20 protein-coding genes are annotated in these 22,850 nt (G+C 63.6%); 9 read left to right on the top strand and 11 right to left on the bottom strand.

From position 1 onward, the window contains the following. The first annotated feature begins 37 nt into the window (after positions 1-37). Positions 38-1,045 (top strand): iron ABC transporter permease, encoded by a 1,008-nt coding sequence (locus VIM95_RS18460; protein WP_331988667.1) that lies wholly within the window; start codon positions 38-40, stop codon positions 1,043-1,045. A gap of 6 nt (positions 1,046-1,051) precedes the next feature. On the opposite strand, the gene VIM95_RS18455 is transcribed toward VIM95_RS18460, so the two are convergent. Beyond that, positions 1,052-2,113 (bottom strand): exo-alpha-sialidase, encoded by a 1,062-nt coding sequence (locus VIM95_RS18455; RefSeq protein WP_331988665.1) that lies wholly within the window; start codon positions 2,111-2,113, stop codon positions 1,052-1,054. Between the two features lie 2 nt (positions 2,114-2,115). Beyond that, positions 2,116-2,379, bottom strand: coding sequence for a MoaD/ThiS family protein (locus VIM95_RS18450; RefSeq protein ID WP_331988663.1), 264 nt, complete (start codon positions 2,377-2,379; stop codon positions 2,116-2,118). 107 nt (positions 2,380-2,486) lie between these two features. On the opposite strand from VIM95_RS18450, the gene VIM95_RS18445 reads away from it, so the two are divergent. Genes VIM95_RS18445 through hemH form a run of 3 tightly spaced genes read left to right on the top strand, consistent with a single transcriptional unit; the run spans position 2,487 to position 5,001 of the window. Next, positions 2,487-2,897, top strand: a complete 411-nt coding sequence (locus tag VIM95_RS18445) for a hypothetical protein (protein WP_331988661.1) — start codon at positions 2,487-2,489, stop codon at positions 2,895-2,897. After that, positions 2,894-3,856: a CapA family protein gene (locus tag VIM95_RS18440; protein ID WP_331988659.1), complete on the top strand. Its 963-nt coding sequence runs from the start codon at positions 2,894-2,896 to the stop codon at positions 3,854-3,856. Before VIM95_RS18445 ends, VIM95_RS18440 begins: the two co-directional genes overlap by 4 nt. 59 nt (positions 3,857-3,915) lie before the next feature. Further along, on the top strand, positions 3,916-5,001 hold the full coding sequence (gene hemH, locus VIM95_RS18435) for a ferrochelatase (RefSeq protein WP_331988657.1): 1,086 nt from the start codon (positions 3,916-3,918) through the stop codon (positions 4,999-5,001). Between the two features lie 3 nt (positions 5,002-5,004). Here the strand turns inward: hemH and VIM95_RS18430 are convergent, their stop codons facing one another. Together VIM95_RS18430 and VIM95_RS18425 are read right to left on the bottom strand one after the other, a co-directional pair. Continuing rightward, positions 5,005-5,634 carry a LysE family translocator gene (locus tag VIM95_RS18430; protein WP_331988655.1) on the bottom strand — a complete coding sequence of 210 codons (630 nt, stop codon included), beginning with the start codon at positions 5,632-5,634 and terminating at the stop codon, positions 5,005-5,007. Positions 5,635-5,728: 94 nt separating this feature from the next. Continuing rightward, the gene (locus VIM95_RS18425; RefSeq protein ID WP_331988652.1) at positions 5,729-7,717 is read right to left on the bottom strand and encodes a UvrD-helicase domain-containing protein; all 1,989 of its coding nucleotides are present in this window, start codon (positions 7,715-7,717) and stop codon (positions 5,729-5,731) included. Positions 7,718-7,985: 268 nt separating this feature from the next. Between VIM95_RS18425 and rpmB the strand changes: the two genes are divergently transcribed. From rpmB to VIM95_RS18410, 3 genes are all read left to right on the top strand, one after another. Continuing rightward, entirely contained in the window at positions 7,986-8,219 is a 234-nt protein-coding gene (gene rpmB / locus VIM95_RS18420; RefSeq protein ID WP_269532705.1) for a 50S ribosomal protein L28, read from the top strand. Positions 8,220-8,237: 18 nt separating this feature from the next. Then, entirely contained in the window at positions 8,238-8,393 is a 156-nt protein-coding gene (gene rpmG, locus VIM95_RS18415; protein ID WP_072427662.1) for a 50S ribosomal protein L33, read from the top strand. An 82-nt stretch (positions 8,394-8,475) separates the two neighbouring features. After that, positions 8,476-8,850, top strand: coding sequence for a CbiX/SirB N-terminal domain-containing protein (locus VIM95_RS18410; RefSeq protein ID WP_331988645.1), 375 nt, complete (start codon positions 8,476-8,478; stop codon positions 8,848-8,850). Here the strand turns inward: VIM95_RS18410 and VIM95_RS18405 are convergent, their stop codons facing one another. Beyond that, a complete protein-coding gene (locus VIM95_RS18405) occupies positions 8,851-9,738 on the bottom strand; it encodes a LysR family transcriptional regulator (protein WP_331988643.1) in 888 nt (295 codons plus the stop codon). 313 nt (positions 9,739-10,051) lie between these two features. Here VIM95_RS18405 and VIM95_RS18400 point away from each other — a divergent pair, with 313 nt between their 5' ends. Both VIM95_RS18400 and acs read left to right on the top strand, forming a co-directional pair. Continuing rightward, complete coding sequence (locus tag VIM95_RS18400) at positions 10,052-11,734, top strand: MFS transporter (RefSeq protein WP_331988641.1); 1,683 nt, start codon at positions 10,052-10,054, stop codon at positions 11,732-11,734. A gap of 163 nt (positions 11,735-11,897) precedes the next feature. Then, positions 11,898-13,865: an acetate--CoA ligase gene (acs, locus tag VIM95_RS18395; RefSeq protein ID WP_331988639.1), complete on the top strand. Its 1,968-nt coding sequence runs from the start codon at positions 11,898-11,900 to the stop codon at positions 13,863-13,865. A 93-nt stretch (positions 13,866-13,958) separates the two neighbouring features. On the opposite strand, the gene VIM95_RS18390 is transcribed toward acs, so the two are convergent. The 6 genes from VIM95_RS18390 to infB all read right to left on the bottom strand — a co-directional run. Further along, the gene (locus tag VIM95_RS18390; protein WP_331988637.1) at positions 13,959-16,805 is read right to left on the bottom strand and encodes an EAL domain-containing protein; all 2,847 of its coding nucleotides are present in this window, start codon (positions 16,803-16,805) and stop codon (positions 13,959-13,961) included. A 166-nt stretch (positions 16,806-16,971) separates the two neighbouring features. After that, a complete protein-coding gene (pnp, locus tag VIM95_RS18385; protein ID WP_331988635.1) occupies positions 16,972-19,110 on the bottom strand; it encodes a polyribonucleotide nucleotidyltransferase in 2,139 nt (712 codons plus the stop codon). 296 nt (positions 19,111-19,406) lie between these two features. Then, on the bottom strand, positions 19,407-19,676 hold the full coding sequence (gene rpsO, locus VIM95_RS18380) for a 30S ribosomal protein S15 (RefSeq protein WP_331988633.1): 270 nt from the start codon (positions 19,674-19,676) through the stop codon (positions 19,407-19,409). A 94-nt stretch (positions 19,677-19,770) separates the two neighbouring features. Continuing rightward, positions 19,771-20,706, bottom strand: a complete 936-nt coding sequence (gene truB / locus VIM95_RS18375) for a tRNA pseudouridine(55) synthase TruB (RefSeq protein WP_331988631.1) — start codon at positions 20,704-20,706, stop codon at positions 19,771-19,773. Continuing rightward, positions 20,675-21,061, bottom strand: a complete 387-nt coding sequence (rbfA, locus tag VIM95_RS18370; protein WP_331988629.1) for a 30S ribosome-binding factor RbfA — start codon at positions 21,059-21,061, stop codon at positions 20,675-20,677. Before rbfA ends, truB begins: the two co-directional genes overlap by 32 nt. Before the next feature lie 85 nt (positions 21,062-21,146). Beyond that, positions 21,147-22,850 (bottom strand): translation initiation factor IF-2 (gene infB, locus VIM95_RS18365; protein ID WP_331988627.1); only part of this gene is annotated, 1,704 nt, incomplete at its 5' end.

The raw sequence follows: 22,850 nt of genomic DNA, 5'->3' as shown, positions 1-22,850 counted from the left end.
TGCCGCGTCGCGGTACTGGATGGCTTACCATAGCGGCATGTCCCGCCTGCCCTTGCCCCGCCATCATGTGCCCAATGCCCTGGGCCTGGGCCTCTTGCTGCTCGCCCTGCTGGCGCTCTTGGCGGCCGGCAGCGGGGCCGTGACCATCCCTTACTGGAAGATCCCCAGCCTTTTGCTGGCCGAACCGGCCGATGCCCCGTCCCAGCTCTGGCGCAGCGTGCTGCTGGACGTGCGGCTGCCGCGCATCGTGCTGGCACTGGTCTCCGGTGCGGCGCTGTCGCTGGCCGGCTGCGTGCTGCAGGCCGTATTTCGCAATCCCTTGGCCGAGCCCGGCCTGATCGGTGCCTCGGCAGGCGCCGCACTGGGCGGCGCACTGGCGCGCTGGCTGCTGCCCAGCCTGGCACTGGCACCGGCCGCCTTTGCTGGCAGCCTGGCGGCCACCTGGCTGGCCTGGCTGATAGGTCGGGGGCAGGATGCCGCCCGGCTGCTGCTGGCCGGTGTGGCCATCAATGCCATGGCCGGTGGCGGCCTGGCCCTCTTGAGCCAGCTGGTCGATGACGCCGTGTTGCGCGGCACCACCCTGTGGGCCTTGGGCAGCCTGGCCGCAGCCAGCTGGCAGACGCTGGCCTGGCTGGCTCCGGCCTTGCTGGCTTGTGCCCTCTTGCTCTGGCGTGACCGACGTGCGCTGGATGCCCTGCTACTTGGCGAGCGGGAAGCCTGGCATCTGGGCTATGAGCTTGCCGGCCTGCGCCGTCGCCTGGTCGCGTTGACTGCGCTGACCGTGGCGCTGACCGTCTCGGCCTGCGGCGCTTTGGCCTTCGTCGGCCTATTGGCACCCCACCTGGCCCGTTTGCTGCTGGGCCCCGGCCACCGAACCCTTTTGCCTGGGGCCGCCATCGTCGGGGCCGCCAGTCTGTTGGCGGCCGACTGGCTGGCCCGGTTGGCAATGCAGCCGGCCGAGCTACCGCTGGGCGCGGTGCTGAGCGTGGCCGGCGCGCCGGTGTTTTTATTCCTCCTGGTCAAGACCCGCCAGCTCAGCAACTGAGCCGGCTCAGGGAATGAACTGCAGGCAGTAGACTGGCGGCAACTCCGCAGATAGGCGTGACCATTGCTCGCCCTGCTGTTCCCCCACCCACAGTGAGCCGGTCGTCGAGGCCATGGCCAGCCGCTCACCGCTGTCATCCACCGCCAAGGCGTGACGATAGATCAGGTGGAAGGCCGGTGCCGCCGGCAGGCCTTGCTGCAGCTTATCGAAGCTGGCGCCGCCATCACGGGTGCGCAGCACATAGAAGTCCCCCTCATGCGGTACCCGTACCTGGTCCACTTCGGCCGGCACAAACCAGGCAGTCTGCGGGTCGTGCGGATGGGCCGCTACTGCAAAGCCAAAGCTGGACAAGGGCGTGGATGGTGCGATCTCGCGCCAGTTCGCCAAGTCGTCGTCGCTGCGGAATTCACCATTGTGATGCTGGCACCAGAATACGCCGGGGGCCGCTTGGCACTGCGCCAGCCGATGCGGGTCCTGGATATCGGGGTCCTCGCGCCCCTCGGGTGGCATATAGGCCGCCCACATGCCACGGCTGTATTTGTCCCAGCTTTGCCCAGCATCACGCGAGCGCCATACCCCGCCGCAAGAGATGCCCAGCACCAGGCTGGACGGGTCGCGTGGGTCGATCAGGATGGAATGGATGCCCGCATCGTCAAAGCCGCCACCAAACCACTTGCTCCGTTCCGGCCGCCGCCAGAGCGATTCCACCAGTTGCCAGCTGCGGCCCTGGTCATCGGAGCGGAATAGCCCGGCCGGTATGCAGCCAGCCCACAGCACCCCATCCCCACCCAGCGCCAAGGTCCATATCTGGTCCAGTGGCTTGTCGGTATCGCCACTAGGCAGGGCCGGCACCGCCAATTCCTGCCAACTTGCCCCACCGTCATCGCTGGCGTGCAGTTTGGGGCCGAAGTGACCATTGCGCAGCGCCACATACCAGCGTGCCCCGTGCGCCAGGGTGGCACTGACCTGTACGCCCTTGAAGTGGTGGCCGCGCAAGGCCCAGGCACCACCGACCTGACTGAAGTGCAACAGGCCCTTGCGGGACCCGACCAACAAGCCGTTCTGCATGGTTATCCTCCAGACAATGCCTGCATGACATAGACCTCGGCCTCTGCTGCCAGCGGCTGGTCCAACCCCTCCCGCTTGAGCTCGCCATCAATAAACAGCGCCACATGCCGGCGCAGGCGGCCATGCTCGTCCAGCACATAGCCGCGTAGCGCCGGGTAGTCGGCAAAGATCAGCTCCAGCGCCGCCCGCGCCGTGCCGGCCTGGCTTGCAACCGGCAGCGGCGGCGCGTGCTGGCGTAGATGGTGGGTAAAGCTGACGGTAGGCATGCCGCCGTTATAGCGCCATCCACCCTTGCCCACCACGCCGCCTGGCGCGGCCGACGCAATCGGCCATAATGGGCGCTTCGCCCCAACCGGCTTTCAGCCCTCTGGCCATGCCCGCCTATCGCCTGCTCCGCTACCTGCCCAGCCTGCTTGCCTTACCGGTATTGGCCGGTCCTGAAGTCCGCTGCCATGTGGACTACGGTGGCGAGCGCTGGGAGATCAGCGCCCAGCCCAGCACCACCCCCTACACCATCGCGCCCACGGCCATCGGCTCCTATTTTCTGTTCCGGCCGGTGTTCGAGGTGCAGCCCAGCGACCAGGCGGCCATCAAGCTCTATGTCTATGCCGACCGGGACGAGGGGGCCGTACCCATCCAACAGGCCAACTACCCCTACCCCGCCCATCGCGCACGCGGCCCCTACGGCTTTACCGGCCTGCAGACGGTTTATGAACCGGTACGCGATGGCGAACTGCAATACTGGTGCGAGCTGGCTACCACCCAGAAGCGGAGCAAGCCATGAAGCGCCTCGGTGTTTGGCTGTTGAGCAGCCTGTTCGCGGCCTCGGTGCAGGCCGGTACCGCCAGCCTGCTGTTTGCCGGTGACCTGATGCTGGACGACGGCCCAGGCCGCACTATCGCCGCCGGCGGCGACCCACTGGCTGCCTTTGACGACATCTTCAAAGGCGTCGACTATCGCATCGGCAATCTGGAGTGCCCGGTCGCAAGTGGTGGCAAGGCGCTGGACAACAAGATCTACACCTTCCGCGCCGACCCGCGTGTGCTCAAGGTACTGCAAGGCCGCTTCGACGCCGTCTCGGTCGCCAACAATCACGCCGGCGACTATGGCAAGGCCGCCTTTATGGAGACGCTGGGGCACCTCGACGGCGCCGGCATCGCCTATGTGGGCGGCGGCCGCAACCTCAGCGAGGCACACCGTCCACTCTGGGTGGAGCGCGGTGGCCTGCGCATTGCCATCCTGGGCTACGACGAATTCAAGCCTCGCTCCTTCGAGGCGGCTGCCCGCCAGGCCGGCGTGGCCTGGAGCGAGGACAGCCACGTGGTGCGCGACATCCGCGCCGCGCGCCGGGCGGGTGCCGATGTGGTCATCCCCTTTATGCACTGGGGCTGGGAGCGGGAGTCCGGCCCCTCGCGCCGGCAGCGCGAGCTGGCGCGGCTGATGATCGATGCCGGGGCCGACGCAGTGGTGGGTGGCCACCCCCACGTCACCCAGGGTGCCGATCTCTACCGTGGCAAGCCCATCATCTGGAGCCTGGGCAACTTTGTGTTCGACGGCTTCGCCGAGGGACCGACCCGGCAAGGCTGGCTGCTCAGGCTGCAGCTCGATAAACATGGGGTAGCCAGTTGGGACACCGTAGCCGCCCACATGGACGAGGACGGCACGCCCACCCCCGAGCATGGCGCCCGCACACCCTGCGGCCGGCGCGGTCAGGCTGGCATCGGTCTTTGTACGACACCCTGAGCGGACAGGCGCTATCATCCGCCCGAGCTGTTATTCGAACCCGGTAACCCGACGACACCATGGCCTACCAGACCGAACCCGACTTCCGCCACGACCAGGCTGCACGCACCGGCATACTGCTGATCAACCTCGGCACCCCCGAGGCACCGACCGCCCAGGCGGTCCGTCCTTACCTGCGGCAGTTCCTATCCGACCCGCGGGTGGTCGAAATTCCCCGGCTGCCGTGGTGGTTGATCCTCAACTTCTTCATCCTGCCACGCCGGCCGGCTCAGTCCGCCGCCAAGTACGCCAGCATCTGGACGCCCGACGGCTCACCACTGGCCATCCATACTCGCGCCATGGCCAAGCTGCTGCAAGGTTATATGGGTGATGCCGGCCAGCAGGTCGCGGTGGAGTGGGCCATGCGCTATGGCCAGCCCAGCGTGGCCAGCAAGCTGATGGCGCTCAAGGAGGCCGGTTGCGAGCGGGTATTGGTGGTGCCGCTGTACCCACAGTACGCCGCCAGCAGCAGTGGCAGTGCCATGGATGCGGTGGCTGACGCGATCAAGACCCTGCGCAACCCGCCCGAGATCCGCTTTATCAAGCAGTTTCATGATGCGCCGGACTATATCGATACCCTGGCCCGCCGTGTGGAAACCCACTGGGCCCGCAACGGCCGGGGCGACCACCTGTTGATGAGTTTTCACGGCGTGCCGCGTTTCAGCCTGGACAAGGGCGACCCCTACCACTGCCATTGCCACAAGACCGCCCGCCTGCTGGCCGAGCGGCTGGGCTTGCCGCAGGACCGCTATACCGTCGGCTTCCAGTCACGCTTTGGTCGCACCGAATGGCTCAAGCCCTATACCAGCGAGGTCCTGGCTGGCCTGGGGCGCAAGAAGACCGGCAAGCTGGACGTGATCTGCCCCGGCTTCGTGGCCGACTGCCTGGAGACGCTGGAAGAGATTGCCATCGAGGGCAAGGCCGAGTTCCTGACCCGCGGTGGTGGCGAGTTCCGCTATATCCCGGCCCTCAATGCCGAGCCGGACTGGATTGTGGCGCTGTCGCGCATCGTCGCGCCGCACCTGAGCGGCTGGCTGACGCCGGCGAACGCCGAAGAGGCCAAGGCGCGCGCCAGCCGCGCCCGCCTGTTAGGTGCGAAGGCTTAGTATTTAACGCCGGTCGACCAGCAGCATACGCACCGCCAGCACCCCCAGCACGCTGCCCATCAACCAGCGCTGTACCAGGGCGAAACCCGGCCGCTGGGCCAGAAAGGTCGAGACGGTACCGGCGGCGGTGATCATGCTGCCGTTGACCAACAGGCTGATCAGTATCTGCACCCCGCCCAAGGTCAGGCTCTGTGTGAGCACGCCACCACGCGCCGGGTCGATGAACTGCGGCAGCAGCGAAAGGTAGAGCACCGCCGCCTTGGGGTTGAGCAGATTGGTCAGGAGCCCCATCAGAAAGAGTTTGCGCGGGCTGTCCGGCGGCAGGCTGCGTAGCGCGAAGGGCGAGCTGCCACCCGGCCGCACCGCCTGCCAAGCCAGCCACAGAAGATAGAGCGCACCGGCAAGGCGCAGCCCTTCGTAGGCCAGCGGCACGCTGAGCAGCAGCACCGAGATGCCCAGCACGGTGCACAGGATGTAGAACACAAAGCCCAGCGCCACCCCCAGGAGGGAGATATAGCCCGCCCGGCGCCCCTGGCAGACCGAGCGCGAGACCAGATAGAGCATATTGGGGCCGGGCGTCAGCGACATGGCCAGTGCGACCAGGGCAAAGGACAGCAGGATATGGCTGGGCATGGTGGCGGCTCGTAAAAGGGAGCGCCTACCTTAGCGCCCGGCTCGGGGCACCTAAAGATACAGAAACGGGTTTCGGAGGCAGAACAGCCGCGGCTTAGGTCTTACTTCCAAGGCCAGCCAAGAGGTTGGCGAGCTTGGCCTTGCCCTCTTCCTTGCTGACCGCCACATTCTTCTGCCCGGCCAGCCGACCGCTGACGCGGATATCGTCCTGCGGCAATTCCAGGAGGAAGCGGCTGGGCTCGACGATGGACCACTCGCCGGCCTTCTTGCGCTTGCCGCAATAGGTAATGGTAAGGCTGCGCTGGGCGCGGGTGATGCCCACGTACATCAGCCGGCGCTCTTCTTCCACCATCCCACCGTCGATGGAGGCCTGGTGGGGCAGGATGCCCTCCTCGCAGCCGACCAGGAACACATGGCCGTACTCCAGCCCCTTGGAGGCATGCAGGGTGGAGAGGCGCACCGCATCCATCTCTTCTTCGCTGCGACCTTCCAGCAGGGTGATCAGGGCGATCTTCTGCGCCATATCGGTCAGCGTGTCGCCGTTTTCCTCGGCCCGCTTGTCAAACCAGGCCACCAGTTCCAGCACGTTCTTCCACTTGCTTTCGGCCGGGCGCGGCTCGTCGGTCTCGTAAAGCCAGGTCTCGTACTCAATGGCGGTCAGCAATTCCTTCAAGAGCGCACCGGCCGGCTCGCGGCTGGCGCGGCCGGCAATGCGGTTGATGAAGTTGCCAAAGGTCTGCAGCGCCTCGTACTGGGCGGCCTGGATCAAGGTTTCCAGGCTGGGCAGGAAAACCGCCTCAAAGAGGCTGATCTTGTTGTCTGCCGCCAGCCGGCCGAGCTTTTCCAGGGTGACGTTACCCACCCCGCGCTTGGGCGTGGTGACCGCGCGGATAAAGGCCGGGTCGTCGTTCTGGTTGGCGATCAGGCGCAGATAGCCCAGCACGTCCTTGATCTCGACCTTGTCGAAGAAACTCTGCCCACCGGCGATCTGGTAGGGGATCTTGTGATTGCGCAGCTGCGCTTCCAGCACCCGCGCCTGGTGGTTGCCGCGGTAGAGGATGGCGTAGTCGGCAAAAGTGGTGCGGTTCTCGAACTTGTGGGCCAAGAGGCGCATGGCCACCATCTCGGCCTCGTGCTCGTCATCCTTCATCTCCACCACGCTGATCGGATCACCCACGCCCAGCTCGCTCCAGAGCTGCTTCTCAAAGAGCTTGGGGTTGTTGGCGATCACCGAGTTGGCGGCCTTGAGGATGCGGCTGGTGGAACGGTAGTTCTGCTCCAGCTTGATCACCTCCAGCCTGGGGAAGTCCTCCTTGAGGAGGTGCAGGTTCTCCACATTGGCGCCGCGCCAAGCGTAGATGCTCTGGTCATCGTCCCCCACCGCGGTGAACTTGCCGTGAAAGCCGGTAAGTTGCTTGATCAGACGGTACTGACAGACATTGGTATCCTGGTATTCATCGATCAAGAGGTAGCGCAACTTGAGCTGCCACTTGGTCAGGATGTCCTTCTCACGCTCGAACAACTCCACCGGCAGGCGGATCAGGTCATCAAAATCCACCGCCTGGTAGGCGTAGAGCGTGTCCTGGTAGGCCCGATAGACGCGGGCATAACGCAGCTCGCCATCGTTCTGGGCATTGCGCAGCGCGTCGTCCGGACCGACAAAGTCGTTCTTGAGCCGGGAGATGGTGCCGATGGCATTGCGGATCTCGTCCTTATCGGTGGTCTCAAGGATGTCAGAAATGATCTTGGCTGCATCGGCACTATCCAGAATGGAAAAGCGCGGCTTGTAGCCGAGGGCAGCATGCTCGGCCCGCACCAGTTGCAGGCCCAGCGAGTGAAAGGTCGAGACCGTCAGGCCCTTGAGCCGGGAGGCATCCAGCAGATGCCCGACCCGCTCCTGCATCTCACGCGCTGCCTTATTGGTAAAGGTAATGGCAGCGATATTGCGGGCGTCGTAGCCCGCCTGATCGATCATATAGGCGATCTTCTGCGTGATTACCCGGGTCTTGCCCGATCCGGCACCGGCCAGCACCAAGAGCGGCCCATCCAGATGGAGGACCGCCGCGCGTTGGGGGGGATTCATTTTGTCGAGCATGGCTAGGCGGGCAAGGGCGGCAAAGGCGCGCCACTTTAGCATGAGTCAGCGGCCTCCCCACCCTCGCCTGCCGGGCGGGACAACGCTAAGCATCTGGCGAAAAAGGAATTCCCTGCAACAGGGCATTTGACACCGGCCGTTCAACTCGCTAACATTCGGCCTCTTTGCGTTTCCACGCGTGTTGTGCGTTGCCCTCAAAGGCGCATCACAGCAAGCTTTTCGAAGAATCTGTCACAGAAATAGTCGGGAGTCCAAAATGGCTCGTGTATGCGTCATCACCGGCAAGAAGCCGATGGTCGGGAACAACGTTTCCCACGCCAATAACAAAACCAAGCGTCGTTTCCTGCCCAACCTGCAATATCGCAAGTTCTGGGTGGAAAGCGAAAACCGTTGGGTTCGCCTGCGTGTATCCAACGCTGGCCTGCGCAACATCGACAAGCTCGGCATCGACGTGGTGCTGGCTGACCTTCGCGCCCGCGGCGAACTGTAATCCGGGAGTTAATGAATCATGCGTGAAAAGATCAAGCTCGAGTCGACCGCTGGTACCGGTCACTTCTACACCACCACCAAGAACAAGCGCACCATGCCGGAAAAGATGGAGATCAAGAAGTTCGATCCCGTCGCCCGTAAGCATGTCGCTTACAAGGAAACCAAGCTCAAGTAAGCCGACGCTTGAGTTGTGGTGACGCATACTGCAAATTCCCCGCCCTGGTGCGGGGTTTTTGTTTTTGCGGCAGCATAGGCCCATGAGCGCACCCGCCATCATCCTGTTCGCCCACGGCGCCCGCGATCCACTCTGGGCCCAGCCCTTCGAGCGGTTGGCGACCCTGGTCGCTGCCCGTTGGCCAGGCAGCCCAGTGCAGCTTGCCTATCTGGAGCTGATGTCACCCAACCTGTCCGATTGCGTAACCGCGCTATTCGCGGAAGGCCACCGTCACATCCTGGTCAGTCCCATCTTCATGGCCCGCGGCGCCCATCTGCGGCGCGACCTGCCGGCCCTGCTGGATGCCCTGCGGGCACAGCATCCGGGCCTCAGTCTAGAGGCCACCGAAGCCGTCGGCGAAGTCGAGGCCTTGCAAGAAGCCATGGCGGACTGGATTGTCCAGCGCGCCGGTGGCTGATCACACCGCCGGCTGCGGCCATATCTCTGCCAGCACCTCACGCAAGAGGCCCAGCAAGGGCTCATCTTCGCGCTCGCCCGGGTAGATGAAGGAGAGCGGCATGCTGATCTCCGCATCGCCCCACACCCATAAGCGCCCTTCCCGCTCGGCCGCCTCGGCTACTTCCTTACGCAGCATGCACAGGCCCAGGCCCGCCTCTACGCAAACCAGCATGCTTTGCTCCTGGTCTACCTCATGCACCTTCTTGGGCGCGATATTGTGTTCGCGCCAGGCCTCGGCATGCAGCTTGGAAAGGCTGGAGAACTGGCTGGCCCCGACCCAGGGTTGCCGCCCCAATGTGCGCCAGTCCACCCCTTCCAGCTCCGCACGCCAGGCCGGCGGCGCCGCCACCACATAGGGCAACTCCGTCAGCGGCTGCACATGGACTGTCTGGTAGGGGTTGCGACCTATAAAGAAGGCTGCATCCAGCTCCTTCTTGCGCACCTCGTTGAGAATGATGCCGGAGATGCCCTGCATGGTCGTGAGCTGGACCAACGGAAAACGCTCGCGCATACGGGCCAGCAAAGGCCCCAGGCGCAGCAGCTCCGGCGTGAGGATGGTGCCGATACGCAGCTTGCCGCTGGGCTGCCCCTTGAGTGAACGGGCCTTGTTGAGCATCTCGCGGCTGCCGGCAAGGATGCGTTCGGCCTCGGGCAAGAGCAGCTTGCCAGCCTCGGTCAGCGTCACGCCGGCCGAGGTACGCTCGAACAGGCTGATTCCGGCTTCTTCCTCCAGCGCCTTGATCTGGGCCGTCACCGCGGGCTGGCTCAGGTGCAGTATTTCCGCCGCCTGGGTCAGGTGCCCCTGCTGCGCCACCGTCACGAAAGTGCGCAGTTGGTAGATTTCCATCGTCTCTTCCCTCGCTTGTTATGGCGGCATTGTGCCGTTTGTCGCGTGGTTTGCACCATCCCAGTATAGGCCGCGGCAGACCCTACCTGCGGCGGACCTTTTACCCTGAAAGCCGCCTGCAGACTGGATATGTCGCTTTGCAGCATTGCCCTGCTGATGCCCGCTATCGAAATTTGCGATTGGATTGCCATCTTGGCCCGGGCATAGATTCGGCCACACAGCACGGCCGGGTCCGCCCGTCACGCGCCCACCATGGCTCAAAGAGGCCACAACCTTGAGGGCTTTGCCCGCCAGAGAAGATGGAGACAATGCAATGACCGACATCGCCAACGCCGCAGGGGGCGTTCATGCCGCACCGCGGCCCATGACCAAGGAGGAACGCAAAGTCATCTTTGCCTCCTCGCTCGGTACCGTGTTCGAGTGGTATGACTTCTACCTGTACGGCTCGCTCGCCGCGATCATTTCCAAGCAGTTCTTTGCCGGCGTCAACGAGACTACCGGCTATATCTTCGCGCTACTGGCCTTTGCCGCCGGCTTCGTGGTCCGCCCCTTCGGCGCGCTGGTGTTCGGCCGCCTGGGCGACATGATCGGCCGTAAATACACCTTCCTCGTCACCATCCTGATCATGGGTCTCTCGACTGCGGTGGTCGGCCTCTTGCCTGGCTATGCCACCATAGGCGTAGCAGCGCCCATCATCCTCGTTGGCCTGCGCCTCTTGCAGGGCCTGGCACTGGGTGGTGAGTACGGCGGTGCCGCCACCTACGTGGCAGAGCATGCCCCGCACGGCAAGCGTGGTCTCTACACCAGCTTTATCCAGACCACAGCGACCCTGGGCCTGTTCCTGTCGCTGCTGGTGATCTGGCTCACCCGCAACCAGCTCGGCAAGGAAGTATTCGAATCCTGGGGCTGGCGTGTGCCTTTCCTGGTGTCCATCCTGCTCCTGATCGTATCGGTCTATATCCGCATGCAGCTGAGCGAGTCGCCGGCCTTCAAGAAGATGAAGGAAGAGGGCAAGCACTCCAAGGCGCCGCTGACCGAGTCCTTCCTGCGTTGGCCCAACCTCAAGATCGTACTGCTGTCGCTGTTCGGCGGCACCGCCGGCCAAGCCGTGGTGTGGTACACCGGCCAGTTCTACGCCCTCTTCTTCATCACCAAGATCCTCGGTGTCGAACCCGACCGGGCCGATATCCTGATCGCCATCTCGCTGGCCATCGCCACACCGTTCTTTATCGTGTTCGGCAGCCTGTCGGACAAGATCGGCCGCAAGAAGATCATCATGGCCGGCTGCCTGATCGCCGCCGTCACCTACTTCCCGATCTTCAAGGCCCTGACCCACTACGCCAACCCGGCGCTGGAAACCGCCGTCGGCAAGTCACCGGTGGTGGTGGTCGCCGACCAGGACAAGTGTGCACCGCAGTTCGACCCCGTGGGCAAGGCGAGCTTCAAGCAATCCTGCGACCTGATCAAGTCCACCCTGGCCAAGAAGGGCATCCCCTATACCAACGAAGCCGCCCCGGCCGGCACCGTTGCCAGCGTCAAGATCGGCGAGGTGGTGGTCAACAGCTTCGAAGGCGGCCCGCTGGCCAAGGACGACTTCAAGAAACAGAACGATGCCTTCACCAAGCAGTTGGGCGATGCGCTGAAGACCGCCGGCTACCCGGCCAAGGCTGATGCTGCCGCGATGAACACCCCCATGGTCGTGGCCTTGCTGACCATCCTGGTGATCTACGTAACCATGGTCTACGGCCCGATCGCCGCCTGGCTGGTGGAACTGTTCCCGACCAAGATCCGCTACACCTCCATGTCGCTGCCCTATCACATCGGCAATGGCTGGTTCGGCGGCCTCCTGCCCTCCATTGCCTTCGCGATGGTGGCCGCCACCGGGGATATCTACTACGGTCTGTGGTATCCCATCATCGTGGCGCTCGGCACCTTTGTGATCGGCCTCTTGTTCTCGCCGGAAACCAAGGATCGCGATATCTACGCCCACGATTGAGCCCACCACGGGCCAGTACCAGCAGGGTCGGCGTAGCCCGCCGGCCCCAGCCAGCCTGACAGGAAACGGGAACCTTCGGGTTCCCGTTTCCACGAAGTAGCCTCATCAGCCAGACTGATGACACGCATAGAAACAAGCAATACCCCATAACAAAGGAGCCACCATGTCCACGCTCGATTCCATCCTCAAGGAAACGCGCCTCTTCCCACCGTCCGACGAATTCCGCCACCGCGCGACCGTCCCGGGCATCGATGCCTATAACGCCCTGTGCGAACAGGCAGACGATCACTACCTGTCGTTCTGGGGGGACCTGGCGCGCGAACTGATCAGTTGGAAGAAGCCCTTCTCGCGCGTGCTGGATGACTCCAATGCCCCGCTGTTCAAGTGGTTCGACGATGGCGTGCTCAATGTCAGCTACAACTGCCTGGACCGACACCTGGCACAGAACGCCAACAAGATCGCCATCATCTTCGAGGCTGACGACGGTGCCATCACCCGCGTCACCTATGCCGAGCTGCATCGCCGGGTCTGCCAGTTCGCCAACGGCCTCAAGTCGCTGGGCATCAAGAAGGGTGACCGGGTGGTCGTCTACATGCCCATGAGCATCGAGGCCGTGGTGGCCATGCAGGCCTGTGCCCGTATCGGTGCCATCCATTCGGTGGTATTCGGTGGCTTCTCGGCCAAGTCGGTGCAGGAGCGCATCCTCGACGCCGGCGCCGTGGCGGTGATTACCGCCAACGAGGGCCTGCGTGGCGGCAAGGCGGTACCGCTCAAGGCCGTGATCGACGAGGCCATCGGCCTGGGCGGTTGCGAATCGATCAAGCAGGTCGTGGTCTACCAGCGCACCAACAACGGTGCAGCCCAATGGCAGGAAGGTCGCGATATCTGGTGGCACAAGCTGACCGAAGGCCAGGCCGTGCAGTGCGAACCGGAATGGATGAATGCCGAGGACCCGCTGTTCATCCTCTACACCTCGGGTTCTACCGGCAAGCCCAAGGGCATCCAGCATTCCAGCGCCGGCTACCTGCTGGGCGCCATCAATTCCTTCCGCTGGGTGTTCGACCACAAGCCCAACGACGTCTTCTGGTGTACCGCAGACGTGGGCTGGATCACCGGCCACAGCTATGTCTGCTATGGCCCGCTGGGCAATGCCGCCACCCAGGTCATCTTTGAAGGCGTACCGACCTACCCGGATGCCCACCGCTTCTGGCAGATGATCGAGCGCCACAAGGTCAGCATCTTCTATACCGCACCGACCGCCATCCGCTCGCTGATCAAGCTGGGTGCCGACTTCCCGCAACAGCATGACCTCTCCAGCTTGCGGCTCCTGGGTACCGTGGGCGAGCCCATCAACCCCGAGGCCTGGATCTGGTACCACGAGGTGGTCGGCGGCGGCCGCTGCCCCATCGTCGATACCTGGTGGCAGACCGAGACTGGCTCGGTGATGATTTCCCCGCTACCGGGTGCCGTGGCCACCAAGCCCGGCTCCTGTACCCTGCCACTGCCCGGCGTGATCGCCGACATCGTCGACGAATCCGGCGCACCGGTGGAACCCGGCAAGGGCGGCATGCTGGTGATCAAGAAGCCCTTCCCCAGCCTCGTGCGCACCATCTGGGGCGACCCGGAGCGCTTCAAGAAGACCTATTTCCCTGAGGAGTTCAACGGCAAGTACTACCTGGCCGGTGACTCGGCCAACCGTGACGAGCACGGCTACTTCTGGATCATGGGTCGTATCGACGACGTGCTGAACGTCTCCGGCCATCGCCTGGGTACGATGGAGATCGAGTCGGCCCTGGTGGCCAACCCCCTGGTGGCCGAGGCCGCCGTGGTCGGCAAGCCGCATGAGATCAAGGGTGAGGCGGTGGTCGCCTTCGTGGTACTCAAGGGCCAGCGCCCCGAAGGCGACGAAGCCAAGAAGGTGGCCGAGCAGCTCAAGAGCTGGGTGGCGCACGAGATCGGCAAGATCGCCCAGCCGGACGACATCCGCTTTGGCGACAACCTGCCCAAGACCCGCTCGGGCAAGATCATGCGTCGCCTCCTGCGCTCCATTGCCCGTGGTGAAGAGATCACCCAGGACACCTCCACCCTGGAGAACCCGGCCATCCTCAAGCAGCTGCAGGCACCAACCTGAGCGACCAGCCAGTCATGAAAAAGCGCCCCATGGGGCGCTTTTTCATGCAGGAACGATTTGATCCCGACCCTCACCCGCCTATCGGCAGCGCGGCTAGCTCGTCGGAACCTGCCAATTACCCTGCTGCAAGCGCAAGGCCATATCCTGGCTGGGCAGCGGCCGGCTCACCAGATAGCCCTGCACCTCATCACAGGCCTCATGCTTGAGGAAATGCCACTGCTCGGCGGTCTCCACCCCTTCGGCAATCACCTGCAGCCCGAGGTTGCGTGACAGATTGACGATGGCGCGGGTGATGGCGCTATCGTCGGCGTCTCCGGGTACATCCATCACGAAGGAACGGTCGATCTTGAGCTTGTCCACCTTGAAACGCTTGAGGTAGCTGAGCGAGGAATAGCCGGTACCGAAATCGTCGATGGCGAGCTTCAGACCCAGGCTCTTGAGCGCCGCCAGGGTTGCCACCGTCGCCTCGACGTCCTGCACGATCACGCTTTCGGTTACCTCCAGCGCCAGCCACCGCGCCTCCAGCCCGGATTCGCGCAGTATGGTGGTGATGTCCTCGGTCAGATCGCGGCGGTGGAACTGCATGGCCGAGAGGTTGACCGCCACCTCGATGGGCGGCAGGCCCGCATCCTGCCAGGCGCGGTTCTGCCGGCAGGCCTCACGCAGCACCCAGTGCCCGATGGCGCCGATCAAACCGCGTTCCTCGGCAATGGGGATGAACTGCATCGGCCCCAGAAGACCGCGCTCCGGGTGCTGCCAGCGGATGAGCGCCTCGGCACCGACCAGGCGACCGCTGCCCATCTCCACCTGGGGCTGGTAGTGCAGCACGAACTCATCGCGCTCCAATGCTCGCCGCAGCTGGTTCTCGACGGCCAGGATCTCGCGCGCCCTGGCGTTCATATCGGCAGTGTAGAAGCGGAAGGTATTACGACCATTTTCCTTGGCGTGGTACATGGCCGCATCGGCATTACGCACCAGGGTGTCGTAGTCCTCGCCGTCGCTGGGGTAGAGGGCAATGCCCAGCGAGGGCGTCACCACCAGCTCGTGCTCGGCCAGGTAGAAGGGTTGCGCCAGCCGCTCCAGCACCCGCTGCGCCACATAGCTGGCGTCGCCGCCATCCTCCAGATTGCGCAGCAGGATCACAAATTCGTCGCCACCCAGCCGGCCAACCACATCGCCGGCGCGCAGTGCCTCGCTAAGGCGGGTCGCCACCTCCTTGAGCAACTGGTCGCCCATGTCGTGACCAAGCGAATCGTTGATGGTCTTGAAGTGATCGAGGTCGACAAACAGCAAGGCCCGGTGTTCGCCATGGCGGCGCGCTTCCTGTAGCGCATCCTCGGTCAGCTCGCGAAAGTAGGGCCGGTTGGGCAGCTCGGTCAGCGCATCGAAGCGCGCCAGGTGCAGGATGCGCTCCTGTGCCTTCTTCACGTCGCTGATATCGCGGATCAGCGTCACCACGTCGCCGATACGGCCAGTCACGTCGCGCGCCACATTGACCTGAACCCAGGCGGTGAACACCTCACCCGATTTGCGCCGGAACGGCACCTCGCCCTGCCAGGCGCCGTGGTTGATGTATTGGTTGTTGACGTTCTCGTACAGCGTCGCGTCCTGCAGGGGATCACGCAGCACGCTGCTGGATTGTCCCACCACCTCCTCGGCGCTATAGCCCAGGATATCGGTGAAGGCACGATTGACCGAGGTGATGTGATTGTCCGGCGCGATCACCATGATGGCCTCGGCGGTGTTGTCGAACACCTTGGCCGCCAGCTCCATGCGCACCGCCGCCGCCTTGCGCTCGGTCAGGTCGCGCAGGATGCGCCAGACGCCGATAGGCTCGCCGTCGGCATCGCGCATCAGCACCCCCTTGGCACTGACCGGCAGAGGCCGGTCACCCGGTCGCTGCAACTCGATCTCGTACTCGCCGCAGTGACCATCGACCAACACCCGCTGGACGATCATATGGTCATCGTAGTTGCGCCAGGCCTCGACGATAAAGTCGGCCAGCGGCTGGCCCACCAGTTGCTCGGCAGGCACCCCCACCAGCGTCAACATGGCCGGGTTGGCATCCAGCACCACCCCGTCGAGGTCCACCACGCAGATACCGTCGAGGTTGGACAGGAAGAGCTCGCGGTACTTGGCCTCGGAGGCACGCAGCGCCTCTTCGGTCTGCATGCGCTCGATGATGTCCTGCTCGAGCGCATCGTTCTTGTCGTTCAGTTCGCCAAACAGGCGGTGCAGCTCGCCCCTGGCCCACTCCAGCTGGCGGCCAAGATCGCCGATCTCGTCGTCACGCACCCAGGGTGGGGAGGCCGGCGCGTCGTGGTCGGTCAAGGCACGCGCCTGCTCGGTAAGCCGGCGCAGAGGATGGAGAAAGCGGGAATCGAGCAGCAGCAGGATGAACAACAGGCTGACTGCCAGCTCCAGACCGATCAGCAGCACATACTCACGGACCTGGGCGCCGAGCCTGCGGCGCAGCTCGCCATCGTCGAATTCGACGATGACCTTGCCAATATCCTGATCGCCAAAATGAACCGGCCGCACCTGGGTCGATACCGATCCCTGGTGCCGTTCGGGGCGGCGCAGGACGATGAAGGGTTCGCCCGGGAAGCTGCCGTCCACCCGGACCGAGACGATGCGCGGGTCCTTCATCGCCGTCTCGACCAAAGGCTGGCCGGCGTTCTGCGACAGATCCCACAACGGCTGGCGCAGCCCCAGTGCCAGGGTCTCCAGCACCCGCTCCTGCTCAGCCTTGAATTGCCGGGTCAACTCCTCGCGCCGCCAATCCAGCATCAGCAGGGTGAACAATACCCCCGGCACCAAAAGGCCGCCCGCCACCACCAGCACGAATACCTGGCGCAGACTGAAGCGCGCCAGCCAGCGCCGGCTGCGCTTGAAACGGGTACGGCTGCCTGCCACTTCGGTCGATGTCAGGTTTTCCATTCAGTCTCCGTGCATGCCGCCGGTAAGCCGACGGGCAGCGCCCGCTGGCCAGATGTGGCAGCAGGCTTGATGTTGCGAGTATCCGACAGCCGCTCTGCATAAGCAAAACCGACATGAAAAAAGCCCGGCTCAGCCGGGCTTTTTCGTCACGCAAGCACGACGGTGATCAGGCTTCGGTCACCGGCGCGGCCGGCGCAGCCTGCTCGCCTTCTTCGGCCAGCGCAGCCTTGATGCTGAGGCGGACGCGACCCTTCTCGTCCTGCTCCAGCGCCTTGACGCGCACAATCTGGCCTTCCTTGAGGTAGTCGGCCACATTGTTGACGCGCTCGTTGGCGATCTGGCTGACGTGCACCAGACCATCACGACCCGGCATGATCTGCACGATGGCGCCGACGTTCTTGTCGAGGATCTTGATGACCGGACCTTCGTAGATCTTGCCGATCTCGATCTCGGCAGTGATCTCGGCGATACGGCGCTTGGCCTCATCGGCACCTTCGCTCGAAACCGAAGCGATGGTGATGGTACCGTCGTCCTGGATGTCGATCTGGGTGCCGGTCTCTTCGGTCAACGCACGGATGACAGCGCCACCCTTGCCGATCACGTCACGGATCTTTTCCGGATTGATCTTCATCACGTAGAGGCGCGGAGCGTGCTGCGACACTTCGGCACGAGCGGTGTTCAGCGAACCGTTCATGATGCCGAGGATGTGCATACGGCCTTCCTTGGCCTGATCCAGCGCAACCCGCATGATCTCCTTGGTGATGCCGTCGATCTTGATGTCCATCTGCAGGGCAGTAACACCATTCTCGGTACCGGCCACCTTGAAGTCCATATCGCCCAGGTGATCTTCGTCACCCAGGATGTCGGACAGCACGGCAAAGCGGTTGCCTTCCTTGATCAGGCCCATGGCGATACCGGCCACGTGCGACTTCAGCGGCACGCCAGCATCCATCAGCGCCAGGCTGCCACCACAGACCGAAGCCATGGAGGACGAACCATTCGATTCGGTGATCTCGGAAACCACGCGCATGGAGTAGCTGAAGTCTTCCTTGGCGGGCAGCACGGCCACCAGGGCGCGCTTGGCCAGACGGCCGTGGCCGATCTCACGGCGCTTGGGGGTACCGACACGGCCGGTTTCACCGGTCGAGTACGGGGGGAAGTTGTAGTGCAGCATGAAGCGGTCGCTGTACTCGCCCATCAGCGCGTCGATCTTCTGCTCGTCGAGCTTGGTGCCCAAGGTGGCAACCACCAGGCCTTGGGTCTCGCCGCGGGTGAACAGTGCGGAACCGTGGGTACGCGGCAGCACGCCGGTACGCACTTCGATCGGACGCACGGTGCGGGTGTCGCGACCATCGATACGCGGGTAGCCGTCCAGGATCTGGTTACGCACGATCTTGGCTTCCAGACCATGGAAGATGTCCTTGATCTGGTTGGCCAGGGTGGTGTCGGTCTCTTCGGTGATCAGCGCTGCCTTGACCTTGGCCCAGGTGTCGTTGATCTGTGCCACGCGCAGTTGCTTTTGCGGAATGCGGAAGGCCAGCTTCAGGCCTTCGTCGGCCAGACCGCTGATCTGAGCAACCAGGGCTTCATCGGTAGCCGGGGCTTCCCAGTCCCACACTTCCGGGTTGACGGCATCGGCCAGCTCATTGATGGCGTTGATGGCGGCCTGCATCTGGTCGTGGCCATAGACCACGGCGCCCAGCATGACCGACTCGGACAGCTCTTGCGCTTCCGACTCCACCATCAGCACGGCGTTGGCGGTACCCGCCACCACCAGGTCCAGCTGCGAGGTCTCGAGCTCGGTCTTGGTGGGGTTCAAGAGGTACTGGCCATCGTGGTAACCCACACGGGCAGCGCCGATCGGACCCTGGAAGGGCAGACCGGAGATAGCCAGAGCGGCCGAAGCGCCGATCACGGCCGGGATATCGGGATCGATCTCGGGGTCGACCGACATCACGGTCGCGACGATCTGGATCTCGTTGTAGAAGGACTCGGGGAACAGCGGGCGAATCGGACGATCGATCAGACGCGAGGTGAGGATTTCCTTCTCGGAAGGACGGCCTTCGCGCTTGAAGAAGCCACCGGGGATCTTGCCGGCAGCGTAGGTACGCTCTTGGTAATCAACGGTCAGCGGGAAGAAGTCCTGACCGGGCTTCACATTCTTGGCACCAACTACGGTAACCAGCACAACGGTGTCGTCCATCGACACCATGACTGCGCCAGAGGCCTGGCGGGCGATTTCGCCGGTTGCCAGGGTCACGGTGTGCTTGCCATAGGCAAACGATTTGGAGATGCGATTGAACACGCTTGTCTTCCTTTTCAACGGGTCACGCCCAACGTGAATGACCCTTAGCCTCCGACGCGTTGGGCTCGATCCGATCGGATCGACGTCGGGGTTCCAGCCAACTTGCTAGCCGCCATGCGTGGCCGGAACCACTTCACGCGGGGCGGATGGTCAGCGCCGCGCCATCTGGCCCGGCCCTGCTATTGCTGCCGCTTGTCCACCATGGGTGCAATCAAGCGGGCTGAATCTCTGGGGGGCTGGTCAGGCCCCAAATAGCAAAAAGCCGCTGCAGAGAGCAGCGGCTTTTTTTGACACGCTTACTTGCGCAGACCCAGCTTGGCGATCAGATCGCGATAGCCGTCCAGGTTGGTGCGCTTGTAGTAGGCCAGCAGCTTGCGACGCTGGTTAACCATCTTCAACAGACCACGGCGGCTGTGGTTGTCCTTGGCGTTAGCCTTGAAGTGGTTGGTCAGGTCGTTGATGCGAGCGGTCAGCAGGGCCACTTGCACTTCGGTCGAACCGGTATCGCCAGCAGCGCGTTGGTACTGTTTGACGATCTCGGCCTTTTGTTCGACGGTAACTGCCATTTGGTATTACTCCAGATACTGAAAAGCACCACATGGTGCAGACGAGCAGGGCGAGTTGTGTGTGCAACCCCTCCCGGCTCCCAATCAACCACTGCTAACTGTGAACCACAGTCGACAGCAGCCTGCGCGGGTAGAGCACCTGATCAGCGGCTTCGCCCAGACCCAGAAAGGTCGGCTGGCCGGCGCCGGTATCCCCGTAAATGCGCAAGCCGGGGATTATCCCATTGTTATCGGAAAAACGCACGGACAATCCGTGGGTTAGCTTCGCCGTCGCCGCGGCATCGAGCGTCACCGCCGGCAGATCGGCCAGCAGACTGTCCGCCGGCAGCAGCAGCGCGTCGCGCTCCGGAAGCTCCAGCGCCTCGAATTGCTCCACCGTGATCGCGTCTTCCAGCTTGAAGCCCGCGGTTGCGGTACGGCGCAGGCCAGTCAGATGGGCACCACAACCGAGCAGCTCGCCCATGTCCTCGGCCAAGGTCCGGATATAGGTCCCCTTGCTGCAGCGTACGTCCAGCACCAGGGCCTCACCCTCGAAGGCCAATACCTCGATCGCATAGATGGTGACCGGCCGTGCCTCACGGGCGATGGTCTCGCCAGCCCGGGCGTATTCATACAAGGCCTTGCCCTGATGCTTGAGAGCCGAATACATGGGCGGCACCTGCATAATGGGGCCGGTGAAACGAACCACCGCAGCATCCACATCGGCGCGGCTCACCGCTACCGGCCGCTCCAGCAGCACTTCGCCCTCGGCGTCGCCGGTGGTGGTGGTGGCGCCAAGCTTCACATGCGCCACGTAGCGCTTGTCGGCGTCCAGCATGCGCTGGGCAAACTTGGTCGCATCGCCAAAGCACAGCGGCAAGAGACCAGTCGCCAGAGGGTCGAGCACACCGGTATGGCCGCCCTTCTCTGCCTGCAAGAGCCAACGGCACTTCTGCAGCGCCTGGTTGCTGGAGGCGCCGAGCGGCTTGTCCAGCAGCAACACGCCGTGTACCGGCCGCTTAATCCGCTTTATCTGGGTCTGCTTGGTCATCGGCGGGACCGGTGGTTTGCATGGCCTGGTCGATCAGCTTGTCCAGCGACATGCCGTATTCCACCGAGCGGTCGTACTCGAAATGCAGCTCCGGCATCTTGAACAGCTTGATACGCTTGGAGACCTCGCTGCGCAGCCAGCCGGCCGAGCGGTTGAGGGTGTATTGCGTCTCCTGCTCATCGCCCTTCATCAGGGTGTAGAACACCTTAGCGTGGCTCATGTCGCGCGTGACCTCGACACCGGTCAGGGTCACAAAACCGATGCGCGGGTCCTTCAGCTCGGTACGGATCAGCTCGGCCAGCTCGCGCTGCATCTGCTGGGCCACCCGGTCGGAGCGGGTAAAATCCTTGGCCATGATGGCCTCCTTCAAAAGGTTGAAGGGGGAAGCAGCCTGGCACGAGGCCCCGCCGCTTCCCCCTCCGCCCTGCCCCTAACGGGGGTTACAGGGTACGGGCGATTTCGATGATCTCAAAGACTTCCAGCATGTCGCCTTCCTGGATGTCGTTGTAGTTCTTGAGCTGCAGACCGCACTCAAAGCCGGCCTTGACTTCCTTGGCGTCGTCCTTGAAGCGCTTGAGGCTTTCCAGCTCGCCCTGGTGGATGACCACGTTGTTGCGCAGCAGGCGTACGCCGGCACCGCGCTTGACCACGCCTTCGTGCACCAGACAGCCAGCGATGGAGCCAACCTTGGAGACGGTAAAGACCTGGCGGATTTCCACCGAGCCGATGACCTGCTCCTTCTTCTCCGGAGCCAGCATGCCGGACAGCGCAGCCTTCACCTCATCCACGGCGTCGTAGATGATGTTGTAGTAGCGGATGTCCACGCCTTCGCTCTCGGCCAGCTTACGGGCCATGGCGTCGGCACGCACGTTGAAGCCGATGATGACGGCCTTGGAAGCCAGTGCCAGGTTGACGTCGGATTCGGTGATGCCACCCACGCCCGAATGCAGGATGTTGACCCGCACTTCGCTGGTGGAGAGCTTCTGCAGGCTTTGCGACAGCGCCTCGAACGAGCCTTGCACGTCGGCCTTGATGATGATGGGCAGGTTCTGCACCTCGCCCTCGGTCATCTGGGCCATCATGTTTTCGAGCTTGGCGGCCTGCTGCTTGGCCAGCTTCACGTCGCGGAACTTGCCTTGACGGAACAGGGCGATTTCACGCGCCTTGCGCTCGTCGGCCAGCACCATGGCATCTTCACCGGCGTTCGGCACTTCGGACAGCCCGAGGATCTCGACCGGGATGGACGGGCCGGCTTCGTTGATGCTCTTGCCGGTTTCATCCAGCATGGCACGCACCTTACCGAACACGCCACCGGCCAGCACCACGTCACCCTTACGCAGGGTGCCGGACTGCACCAGCATGGTCGAGACCGGACCGCGGCCCTTGTCCAGACGGGCTTCAATGATGATGCCCTTGGCCGGCGCATCGGCCGGAGCCTGCAGTTCCAGCACTTCAGCCTGCAGCAGGATGGCCTCCAGCAGCCCATCGATATTGGTGCCCATCTTGGCGGACACCTCGATGAACTGGGTATCGCCACCCCAGTCTTCCGGCACCACTTCGTGCGACACCAGCTCCTGGCGGATGCGCTCGACGTTGGCACCTTGCTTGTCGATCTTGTTGACCGCAACCACGATAGGCACCTTGGCGGCCTTGGCGTGGTGGATGGCTTCGATGGTCTGCGGCATCACGCCGTCGTCCGCCGCCACCACCAGCACCACGATATCGGTGGCGCTCGCACCACGAGCACGCATGGCGGTGAACGCCTCGTGACCCGGGGTATCGAGGAAGGTGATCATGCCCTTGTCGGTTTCGACATGGTAGGCACCGATGTGCTGGGTAATGCCACCGGCTTCGCCCGCCGCCACCTTGGCGCGACGGATGTAGTCCAGCAGCGAGGTCTTGCCGTGGTCGACGTGACCCATCACGGTCACCACCGGAGCGCGCGGCAGCAGCTCGTGCTCCTGCTTCTCGCTACCGTCAAGGTAGGTTTCCGGATCGTCCAGTCGTGCAGCAACCGCCTGGTGGCCCATTTCCTCGACCACGATCATGGCCGTTTCCTGGTCCAGCACCTGGTTGATGGTGACCATCATGCCCATCTTCATGAGCACCTTGATCACTTCGGCAGCCTTGACCGCCATCTTGTG

The sequence above is a fragment of the Chitinimonas sp. genome (genome assembly GCF_036568685.1).
Lineage (GTDB): Bacteria > Pseudomonadota > Gammaproteobacteria > Burkholderiales > Chitinimonadaceae > Chitinimonas.
Note: the sequence above shows the minus strand (reverse complement) of the source record. Positions and strands in the feature narration are given on the sequence as shown.